Annotated in this window: 9 protein-coding genes; 3 read left to right on the top strand and 6 right to left on the bottom strand. The window is 39.8% G+C overall.

The features are described from left to right. Positions 1 to 230: 230 nt before the first annotated feature. Together H5072_RS04790 and H5072_RS04785 are read left to right on the top strand one after the other, a co-directional pair. Entirely contained in the window at positions 231 to 944 is a 714-nt protein-coding gene (locus tag H5072_RS04790) for a YebC/PmpR family DNA-binding transcriptional regulator (RefSeq protein ID WP_002959761.1), read from the top strand. A gap of 41 nt (positions 945 to 985) precedes the next feature. Further along, a complete protein-coding gene (locus tag H5072_RS04785) occupies positions 986 to 2,308 on the top strand; it encodes a leucine-rich repeat-containing protein kinase family protein (protein ID WP_259395892.1) in 1,323 nt (440 codons plus the stop codon). A gap of 79 nt (positions 2,309 to 2,387) precedes the next feature. On the opposite strand, the gene H5072_RS04780 is transcribed toward H5072_RS04785, so the two are convergent. The 6 genes from H5072_RS04780 to glk form a co-directional block, all read right to left on the bottom strand. Continuing rightward, positions 2,388 to 3,512 carry a sterol desaturase family protein gene (locus H5072_RS04780; RefSeq protein WP_024597617.1) on the bottom strand — a complete coding sequence of 375 codons (1,125 nt, stop codon included), beginning with the start codon at positions 3,510 to 3,512 and terminating at the stop codon, positions 2,388 to 2,390. 205 nt (positions 3,513 to 3,717) lie between these two features. Further along, positions 3,718 to 4,722 (bottom strand): type I glyceraldehyde-3-phosphate dehydrogenase, encoded by a 1,005-nt coding sequence (gene gap / locus H5072_RS04775; RefSeq protein WP_002959757.1) that lies wholly within the window; start codon positions 4,720 to 4,722, stop codon positions 3,718 to 3,720. A 9-nt stretch (positions 4,723 to 4,731) separates the two neighbouring features. Beyond that, positions 4,732 to 5,352, bottom strand: a complete 621-nt coding sequence (eda, locus tag H5072_RS04770) for a bifunctional 4-hydroxy-2-oxoglutarate aldolase/2-dehydro-3-deoxy-phosphogluconate aldolase (protein WP_002959756.1) — start codon at positions 5,350 to 5,352, stop codon at positions 4,732 to 4,734. A gap of 33 nt (positions 5,353 to 5,385) precedes the next feature. Further along, positions 5,386 to 7,236 carry a phosphogluconate dehydratase gene (gene edd, locus H5072_RS04765; RefSeq protein ID WP_182692865.1) on the bottom strand — a complete coding sequence of 617 codons (1,851 nt, stop codon included), beginning with the start codon at positions 7,234 to 7,236 and terminating at the stop codon, positions 5,386 to 5,388. Positions 7,237 to 7,571: 335 nt separating this feature from the next. Next, on the bottom strand, positions 7,572 to 8,585 hold the full coding sequence (locus H5072_RS04760) for a LacI family DNA-binding transcriptional regulator (protein WP_182197028.1): 1,014 nt from the start codon (positions 8,583 to 8,585) through the stop codon (positions 7,572 to 7,574). A 38-nt stretch (positions 8,586 to 8,623) separates the two neighbouring features. Next, positions 8,624 to 9,616 carry a glucokinase gene (gene glk, locus H5072_RS04755; protein WP_002959751.1) on the bottom strand — a complete coding sequence of 331 codons (993 nt, stop codon included), beginning with the start codon at positions 9,614 to 9,616 and terminating at the stop codon, positions 8,624 to 8,626. A 290-nt stretch (positions 9,617 to 9,906) separates the two neighbouring features. On the opposite strand from glk, the gene H5072_RS04750 reads away from it, so the two are divergent. After that, positions 9,907 to 10,029: LacI family DNA-binding transcriptional regulator (locus tag H5072_RS04750; protein WP_182692864.1), on the top strand; the 123-nt coding region annotated here is incomplete at its 3' end.

Genomic DNA, 10,029 nt, shown 5'->3' with positions numbered 1-10,029 from the left:
GGCAACCTGTTATACAGGTTGCTTTTTTATTGAATTAAATTTACACATAATAGATATAATTCCAACGTCTAGAACCCTCGATGATCCCATTAATAAAATACAGTTTACATGGCTTTTAAACGTTACCGATTTAATCTGTTTTAATACTTACTAGCCCTTGAATGCATTTACCTTTAGAATACGCATTATAATTTTATTCTATTATTTACATATATTAAGGCGAAACGCAGATGGGAAGAGCTTACCAAAACAAAAAAGATTCAATGGCTAAGACTGCGGGTGCTAAAACTAAAGTTTATTCTAAGTACGGCAAAGAAATTTATATTTGTGCAAAAAACGGCGGTGTAGATCCAGATGGTAACTTATCATTACGTCGTTTAATTGAACGCGCTAAAAAAGACCAAGTACCAGCACACGTTATTGACCGCGCAATAGACAAAGCAAAAGGCGGCGGCGGTGAAGACTACGCAGCAACACGTTACGAAGGTTACGGCCCTGGTAACTGTATGATTATTGTTGACTGTTTAACAGACAACAACAAGCGTACCTTTGCTGATGTACGTGTTTGTTTTACCAAAGCGAATGCTAAAATTGGCGCTCAAAACTCTGTTTCACATTTATTTGATCACCTTGCTATTTTTGTATTTGACGGTGATGACGACGAAGCAGTACTTGAAGCTCTTATGATGGCTGATGTTGATGTAACTGACGTAGAAGTAGATGACGGTAAAGTTACTGTTTTTGCTCCTCACACAGAGTACAACAATACACGTACAGCGCTTGAAGAAATGGGCGTGACTGAATTTGACGAAGACCTAATTAGCTTTGTGCCACAAATTGAAACGCCGATTGAAGGCGAAGACGTTGAAGTTATGGAACGCTTTTTAGCAATGTTAGAAGATTGCGACGACGTGCAAAACGTTTACCATAACGCGCAATTCTAAAGAGCGATTTAGTAAGTTAGAACGACTTTAAGCCAACAGCTATGTTGGCTTTTTCATTTTTAGAACATGGTATTAATATGAACTCCCTTAAAGAGCTTAAAAGTGGCAAACTTGTTGGTGCTACTCGCCTGCAATTGGTAGAAGAGCTAACGACATTTCCTGAAGAAATCTTTAGCTTAGCTGACACGCTTGAAGTTCTCGATTTATCAAATAATAACTTATCAACACTACCTGATGAATTTGCCTGTTTAACAAACCTGAAGCGTGTGTTTTTATCGTTTAATCAGTTTAAGCATATTCCTAAAGTGCTCGCTAAATGCCCTGCTTTAATTATGGTCGCGTTTAAAGGTAACCAAATTTCTGAATTTGCTTTAAACAGCCTGCCAAAAAATATTGAGTGGCTAATACTCACCGATAATACGTTAAGCGAATTGCCTGAAGATTTCGGTAATTATACCCAGCTTAAAAAGCTTGCGCTTGCAGGCAATCAACTTAAGCAACTGCCAAGTAGCATGGCGCAGTGTAAAAACCTTGAGCTTGTTAGGCTCTCTGCTAATAACTTAACACACGTAGACGACTGGCTGTTTGAATTGCCTAAACTTGCTTGGCTTGCGTTTGCCGGTAACGATTTTAATAAAGCCCAGTGCCTTACAAAAAGCTGCTTAGAAAATAAGTCTCTTAACGATTACACACTTAGTCATGTTATTGGCCAAGGTGCATCGGGCGTTATTCATTTAGCACAAGCTATTGAAAGTGCTGTAGCGATTAAATTATTTAAAGGCGCAATTACCAGCGACGGCTACCCGCTTGATGAAGTAAATTGCTGCTTACAAGCAGGCGATCACGCTAATTTAATTCAAGTACTTGCCTACATTGAGCAAAGTGATCAGCTAGGTTTAGTAATGGAGCTAATAGATAAAAGCTTTGCTAATTTAGGCCTGCCTCCAAGCCTTGAAACCTGTACTCGTGATACCTTTAATGATGATTGCCATTACTCAACTCACGCTATTTTAAAAATTGCACAGCAAATGGTAAGTACCTTACATCACTTGCATATTTGTAAAGTAAGCCATGGCGACGTGTATGCGCATAACACCATGATAAACAAAGATGCTGATGTATTATTTGGTGATTTTGGTGCAGCCACAAACTTAGCCATGTTAAGTGATTATCAACAAAAGCAAATCGAGTTAATTGAAGTACGTGCATTAGGGTGTTTAATTGAAGACTTAATAGGCACGGTAACTGGCGATGATAAACAAAGTGAGCTCTTTGTTAAAATGTCCGATATGGCAAAATGTGCCATGCAACCTACATTAAATCAAAGACCTACATTTACTGAGTTATTAGCAGAGCTAAAATAAATTTAATATTAATAATATAAGCGAGCAAAATGTAACATCTTACTCGCTTTTATTTTATGTTTATTCGGATTTTCCGTACTTATTTAGTGCGCTTAAACGGGTAAACCTGTTGTTTAAGCATACCTACGGGCATGTAATCCCCGACTACACCATACGCTTGTGGCCACTCTTTTTGGCCTTTAACAGCAGTACCAAACACATAATCTAAAAACGAAAAATGTGCAGCGTAATTTCGGTCAATCGCGGCTTTATCTGACGCATGATGCCAATGGTGAAACTGCGGTGTAACCATAAAATATTTTAGCCAACCAAATTTCACACGCACATTTGCATGGTTAAACACAGCCTGCAAACCCACAATTATTACGTACAAACTAATTATTTGCTGTGAAAAACCAAGTACAAATATAGGCGTGAGCACTAAGCTGCGCGTTACGAGTATTTCAAGAATATGCTGGCGAGAGCCCGCTAACCAATCCATTTCTTTAGCACTGTGATGTACGCCATGAAAGCGCCATAATAAAGGGACTTCGTGATAGGCACGATGCACCCAATACTGCATTAAATCAGCCACGAGTATTATTAAAAACAACTGCACTATAAAGGGTGTTTGCTCTATATAACCTTGTACTGTAGATGATACAGCCCAGCCAAAGCCATAATGCACAAAGTGGTTAGTAACGAGTAATACAAAACCAATAATTAAATGATTTACAAAAAAGTGGTTTAAATCGCCTCGCCATTCGCTACGTAATATTTTTTGATCTTTACGATGAGGTAATAACTTTTCAATCACAATAAATATAAGTGTTGAGCCGAGTAAATCTAAAATAAACCAATCAAGCCCTATATAAGGTGTATCAGAAGCAAATTCGTTTACTTCAACGTTTGGTCCGCCAAACATAATAGCGAGTAAAATAAAAAACCACGCTGTAGCCCCTAAACGCTTATTGGTATTACGTACAAAGTTAAGTAATCCTAAACTGCCCGAGACCAATAATGATGCAAACATAAGCTGACGTAAAAAGTCGACGCTGTAGCTTTTTCTCAGCTCTGGTGTGGTTAAATATTCAGGAAAGTGAAACGCTAATACGCCTAAGCAACTCAGTATTGCTAAAAAGCAGGCTATGTAGCCGCTTATGTTGCCCTCACCTATCTGAAGATGATTTGTGCGAAATACTTTTCGCGATAGAGCTCTGATCATTTTTATTATTCCTTGCGTCGTTGAGTTGATTAAATACAACGAAATTCCATTGATTTACACACCCACATATTAACAAAATTTAGGGTATAAAAAATACAAATAGTTCCCTTCTAATTTTGAATTGCAAATATACAGATAAACTAAACGCAAAAAAGCCACGCAATGCGTGGCTTGGTTGGATAAAGCTAAACTTTTACAAGGTCAATTATAAGTACTGACCTAATGCTTTAACTTGGTCTAACATGCGGTTTGAGAAACCCCACTCATTGTCGTACCAAGCCATTACTTTAACTAGTTTGCCATTGGCTTTAGTTTGCGTTGCATCAAAGATAGACGACGCTGGGTTATGGTTAAAGTCGATAGAAACAAGCGGAAGCTCGTTATATTCTAAAATACTCTTCATTGAACCCGTTGATGCTTCTTTCATGATTGCATTGATTTCTTCTGCAGTCGTATCACGCTTAGTGATAAACGTAAAATCAACTAAAGAAACATTGATTGTAGGTACACGTACCGACATACCATCTAATTTACCAGCAAGTTCTGGTAATACTAAACCAACAGCTGCCGCAGCTCCTGTTTTAGTTGGGATCATAGATTGAGTTGCACTACGCGCACGGTATAAATCTGGGTGGTAAACGTCAGATAAGTTTTGATCGTTGGTGTAAGCGTGAATAGTCGTCATGCTACCTTGCTCAATACCTACTGTATCGTTAATTGCTTTTGCAATTGGCGCTAAACAGTTAGTAGTACAAGAAGCGTTAGAAATGATATTGCTATCAGCATTAATTACGTCGCTGTTTACACCATGCACTACTGTTGCATCTAAACCAGTACCTGGAGCAGATACGATTACTTTTTTCGCGCCTGCAGTAATGTGCTTAGCAGCGTCATCACGTTTAGTGAAAAAACCAGTACATTCTAAAACGATATCTACGTTTAGCTCTTTCCACGGTAAGTTTGCAGGGTCACGCTCTTGCGTTAACGTAATTACGTCATCCCCAATTAGCATAGTGTTGTTTTCAAGTGTTACTTTTTTTGAAAATTGACCATGAACTGAGTCATATTGCGTTAAATGTGCATTTACGTTAGCTGGTGCTAAATCGTTAATTGCTACAATTTTAATTTCGCTGTTTTGAGCTGACTCATAAAGTGCACGTAAAACATTTCTACCGATACGGCCGTAACCGTTAATTGCTACATTAATCATTTTAGACTCCTATTTAAGTTCACTTGCTTGGCGAGCAAGCGCTTCAATTGCTTGCCAGTCTTTATTTTCAATTAGTTGTTTATCTAGCATCCACGTACCACCAACACAAATAACGTTGTTAAGCGCTAAATAATTAGGAGCAGTTGCTAGGCTAATGCCGCCAGTTGGGCAAAAAGTAATATGTGGTAATGGGCCACCGATTGATTTAAGCATAGCTGTTCCGCCTGCAGCTTCTGCTGGGAAGAATTTTAAATACTTAAAACCATGCGACGCAAGTTGCATAACTTCACTTGCAGTTGCAGCGCCTGGTAAAAATGGTATATCTGATGTTTTAGCTAAAGCAATAAGCTCATCACTAACACCTGGACTCACCATAAAATCAGCACCAGCGGCAACCGAAAGATCAAAACTTGCCTTATCTACTACCGTACCAGTACCTACATAGGCTTCAGGTACTTCTGCTTTCATTAGCTTTACAGCTTCTGCAGCAATGGGTGTACGTAGTGTTATTTCTAAGGCTTTTAAGCCACCGTTGTATAAAGCTCTTGCAAGTGGTGCTGCATCTTCTAATTTTTCGATTACAACCACTGGCACTACGGGTGCCGATGCTAAGATTTTTTCAATACTCATTACTTGTTCCTCATTACCCAGTATGGCTAATATTTATTCAAGTCCAAAAGCACTCGCGCCTAAATCGGCACTGCTTACGATATTTCTAAATCCAGTAAATAATTCACGACCTGTACCAAATGTTGCACTTGGCAGGCTAAGCTCTGCTTCACGCTTAGCAAGTTCTTCGTCGCTAACGTGTACTTTTAATATTCCGTTTGGCGCATCAAGCGTCACTAAATCGCCTTCTCGGATTTTAGCAATAACGCCGCCTTCTACTGCCTCTGGTGCTAAGTGAATAGCAGCAGGTACTTTACCTGATGCACCCGACATCCGACCGTCAGTAACAATGGCTACTTTAAAGCCTTCATCTTGAAGCGTTGCCATTACTGGCGTTAACTTGTGTAGCTCTGGCATACCTTTCGCTTTAGGGCCTTGCTCTTTTAGCACGGCAATAAAGTCTTGGTTTAATTCGCCACGAGTGTATGCATCTTGCAGAGCACTTTGTGAACTAAATACTTTTGCAGGAGCAGTAACGGTTTGATGTTCTTCAGCAACAGCTGACACTTTGATAACAGCTTTACCTAAGTTGCCAGTTAGAAGTTGCAGACCACCTTGCTTACTAAATGGGTTACTCACTGGGCGAAGTACTTCTTCATCGTGCGAGTTTGCTGGGCAATCTACCCATTTAACTTTAGTTGGGCCAGTTGAGTCGCTCATGATCAAGCTATCGTCTTTATCTAAACGAGGCTCTGTCATGTATGGTGCTAAACCATCGCCAAGCATTGTTTTAACGTCTGTATGTAAGTAACCAGCGCTTGCTAGTTCTCGCATTAAGAAACCCATACCGCCTGCTGCTTGAAAGTGGTTTACATCAGCTGAGCCGTTAGGGTAAATACGTGTAAGAAGTGGTACAACTTCTGATAAGTCAGACATATCTTTCCACGTAACCTGAATGCCGGCAGCTTTTGCTATCGCAACAATATGGATTGCATGGTTAGTAGAACCACCTGTAGAAAGCAGACCCACTAAACCATTTATAATCGTTTTTTCGCTGATCACATCGGCTAAACAAGGGCTTTCTTTATCATCCGTAAGCTGCTTAAGCATAGTTTCTACAGCATTACCTGTAAGGCCATCGCGAAGCTCAGTGTAAGGATTAATAAACGAGCTACCTGGGAGGTGTAAGCCCATTATTTCCATCAACATTTGGTTTGAATTGGCAGTACCGTAGAACGTACACGTACCAGCGCTGTGATAAGACGCACTTTCAGCTTCAAGTAAGTCTTCGCGGCTCACTAAACCTTGTGCAAACTTTTGGCGAATACGTGCTTTTTCTTTATTCGGAATACCTGATTGCATTGGACCTGCTGGTAAAAAGAACACAGGTAAATGACCAAACGACAATGCACCAATTAATAAACCAGGAACAATTTTGTCACAAACGCCTAAACAAAAAACGCCATCAAACACATCGTGCGAAAGAGAAATTGCTGTAGACATAGCAATTACATCGCGAGAAAAAAGTGAAAGTTCCATGCCGTCACGCCCTTGCGTAACACCATCACACATTGCAGGAACGCCACCAGCAACTTGAGCTGTAGCATCGTATTTTGTTGCAATGTCTTTAATTAAATCTGGGTAGTCTTTGTATGGCACATGAGCCGATAACATATCGTTATATGAGTTGATAATAGCAAGATTTGGCTGCTCATCAGCCTTTAAGCGCGCTTTGTCATCACTGCTACATGCAGCCATAACATGGGCTATATTTCCGCAACCTAAACCGGCACGAACTCTTGTTTGTTTTTTTGCGTGCGAAATGCGATCTAAATAATCTTGACGGGTATTTTTACTGCGTTCGATAACGCGCTGGGTAACTTCTTGAATACGAGGATGTAACATAATTTAACTCATCTCTATTAGTTAGAGGATAAAGGCTCAGTAGCAACTACAGACTCCACGTAAATAACTGTACTGAGCATCTTTGATTTACCCGTTCAAAGGTACGCTACCAGGGAGCCTCTCACAACAACCCTGACACCGGTGTCACTGTATTAACGCATAGCAATGACACCGGTGTCAACCCCGGGTAACAAAAATAGTTTAATATTTTAACATGACCGAATAATGACCTAATTGATTTTTAGGCACAAACCATGTTTTAGCAAGTTCAGAGTAAAAAAAGCCCGAATAAGCGTCACTCATATTCGGGCTACTGTGAAAGTGTTTTAAACTCACTATTTTATTGCTGAGGTAGACTCGCGTGTAATCAAGCGCGACTCAAGCGTTACCTGATACGGCTGCTCTTGTGGTTGAGCTATGTGTAAAATAAGTTGCGTTACGGCTTGTTTAGTCATTTCTTCAACGGGCTGTGCAATCGTTGTTAACCCAGGCCAAATATGACGTGCAATGGGCGCATTATCAAACCCAGCTATTGAAATGTCATCAGGCACTTTTAATTGGCGCTGAGTTGCTAATTTAAGTACGGCAGCCGCCATGTAATCGTTTGATGCAAATACAGCGGTTGGCCTAGGGGATAAATCTAATATGCTGCGTGCACTATCTACACCTGAGTGATAACTAAAGTTACCCTCCTCGACTAAGCGCTCATCAAATTCTATACCATGGCTTGCAAGTGAACGCCTGTAACCTTTAAAACGTTGTTGCGTGGCACTGTGATCCGGGTGCCCTTTAATAAAGGCTATAGATTTATGACCGAGGTTAATTAAATGCTCGGTAATCTCAAATGCGCCTTGCTCGTCGTTACTACGCACTGAAATTGAATCATCTTGTAGTAAAGCTGAAGCAACTCTTGCATAAGGAATTTTTTTAGATTTTAAAAAAGAAGCAAGCTCAGCAAAATCACCAAAAGGAGGTGTTAGCACAATGCCATCTAATCGAGAAGTTTGTAGTAATTGCTCAATATTATTTATAAGTGCTTCACCACGAAACTCACAAGGGTGTATCAATAAATTATAGTTGTTTTCTTTACACGCTTCTAAGGCGCCCGTTTGCACTCGGGTAATATAACTTTTACTTGGGTTATCGTATAAACAGCCAATAATAAAGCTACGATTTTGAGCAAGACCTCGTGCAATTGGATTTGGGGTGTAATCAAGCTCTTTAAATACCGCAAGCACCTTTTCTCGGGTGGCGGCACTTACATTAGGCTCATTGTTTAACACGCGTGAGACGGTTTTTTTAGAAACCCCTGCATGGCTTGCTACACTATTTATGGTTACTTTTTTCATCTGTCCATTATCCAAATACAACCTGTAAGACCAAAGCCCTATTTGCTATTGTGTAAACACGCAGCAGCGCCAATAAGCGGTATGTTGTCTTGTGTTACGAGTGTTACAGGGATTTGTCCTGCGTACTGCGACATAATACCCTTTTGCGAAAATCGTTCAACAAAACGACTCTCAAGAAGTCTCGCTTGCATACGAGGTAGTATTCCACCGCCAATAAATAATCCACCTAACGCGCCATAAACAACCGCTAAATCACCGGCAACACTGCCAATCCAATCACAAAACTGGTTTAAGGTTGCATCACACACATCACATTCACCACTATTTGCAAGGCTGCTAATTTGTGCGGCATCTAAATTTTTAGCTGTTACACCCTTAACCGCAGACATTGCTTTGTATAAATGCGTTATGCCAGGACCTGAAAAAACTGTTTCGATAGAAACATGGGGATGATCTTTACGTAACTCATTTAATAATAAAGTATCGAGTTCATTAACAGGTGCAAGTGATATATGCCCCCCTTCTGAACTTAGCACTGCGGTAGATTGAGACGTTCTAACTAAGCACGCGGCACCAAAACCAGTACCTGGACCTATAACACCAATGTTTGCGTTATCATCAGCTTGACCTGATTTAACAATGACATTTTGTTTAGGATCTAAGTAAGGGGCAGCGTAAGCAAAGGCAGCAAAATCATTAATGACTTCAAGTTGTTGTAAATCAAAATGAGTTTTAAATTCACTGACGCTAAAATGCCAACCTAAATTGGTTAAATGCACTTGCCCGGCTTTTATTGGCCCTGCAACGGCTAAACATGCGCGTTTGGGTGCAATATGTGGGACTGTTTGTAAATATTGCTCGAGCGCACTTTCAAGAGAACCAAAATTGGCACTAGGAAAAATATTAATGTGCTCTATTATAAATTGGTTAGTCTGTTCATTAAAAGCAGTTATTAAAGCAAAGCGGGCATTAGTGCCGCCGACATCAGCAACTAAGATGGGATCAAATTGGGCAGAAGCGTTTGGGCTCATAGTATTATCTCTTTTGTTAAGCGACTCATGCTTATTATTTTACAATGGTGTACCATTGTTATTTATACTTTGAGCTATCACCTCAAAGTAGCTATCACAGTAAAAAATGCTGCCTATAAAGATATAGACAGCGAATACGTTTTGACAACAAAATGATAAAACACTGACATTATGACACCGGTGTCAGGAATTTATCAATAAAAATATACGTTAATTCACAAAAAGCTTGAAATTATTCATCAATAAACGAAAATGACACAATTATTTATCAATTTAATTAAGTTGTAACAATGAAAGGTAAAGCTACCTCATTTGATATTGCCCACTATGCAGGGGTATCTCAATCGACTGTATCTCGCGCTTTACGTAACAGCCACCTTGTTAATGAAGAAACACGCAAGCGTGTTTTCGAT

The organism is Pseudoalteromonas sp. SR45-5, assembly GCF_014163565.1.
In the GTDB taxonomy this organism is placed as follows: Bacteria; Pseudomonadota; Gammaproteobacteria; order Enterobacterales; family Alteromonadaceae; genus Pseudoalteromonas; species Pseudoalteromonas distincta.
The sequence above is the reverse complement of the archived record's forward strand: the minus strand, read 5'-3'. Positions and strand labels throughout refer to the sequence as shown.

Excerpts from the sequence above, each read along its gene's own strand:
- H5072_RS04790 (WP_002959761.1), top strand. The coding sequence starts at position 231 with ATGGGAAGAGCTTACCAAAACAAAAAAGATTCAATGGCTAAGACTGCG.
- H5072_RS04785 (WP_259395892.1), top strand. The coding sequence starts at position 986 with ATGTTGGCTTTTTCATTTTTAGAACATGGTATTAATATGAACTCCCTT.
- H5072_RS04780 (WP_024597617.1), bottom strand. The coding sequence starts at position 3,512 with ATGATCAGAGCTCTATCGCGAAAAGTATTTCGCACAAATCATCTTCAG.
- gap (WP_002959757.1), bottom strand. The coding sequence starts at position 4,722 with ATGATTAATGTAGCAATTAACGGTTACGGCCGTATCGGTAGAAATGTT.
- eda (WP_002959756.1), bottom strand. The coding sequence starts at position 5,352 with ATGAGTATTGAAAAAATCTTAGCATCGGCACCCGTAGTGCCAGTGGTT.
- edd (WP_182692865.1), bottom strand. The coding sequence starts at position 7,236 with ATGTTACATCCTCGTATTCAAGAAGTTACCCAGCGCGTTATCGAACGC.
- H5072_RS04760 (WP_182197028.1), bottom strand. The coding sequence starts at position 8,585 with ATGAAAAAAGTAACCATAAATAGTGTAGCAAGCCATGCAGGGGTTTCT.
- glk (WP_002959751.1), bottom strand. The coding sequence starts at position 9,616 with ATGAGCCCAAACGCTTCTGCCCAATTTGATCCCATCTTAGTTGCTGAT.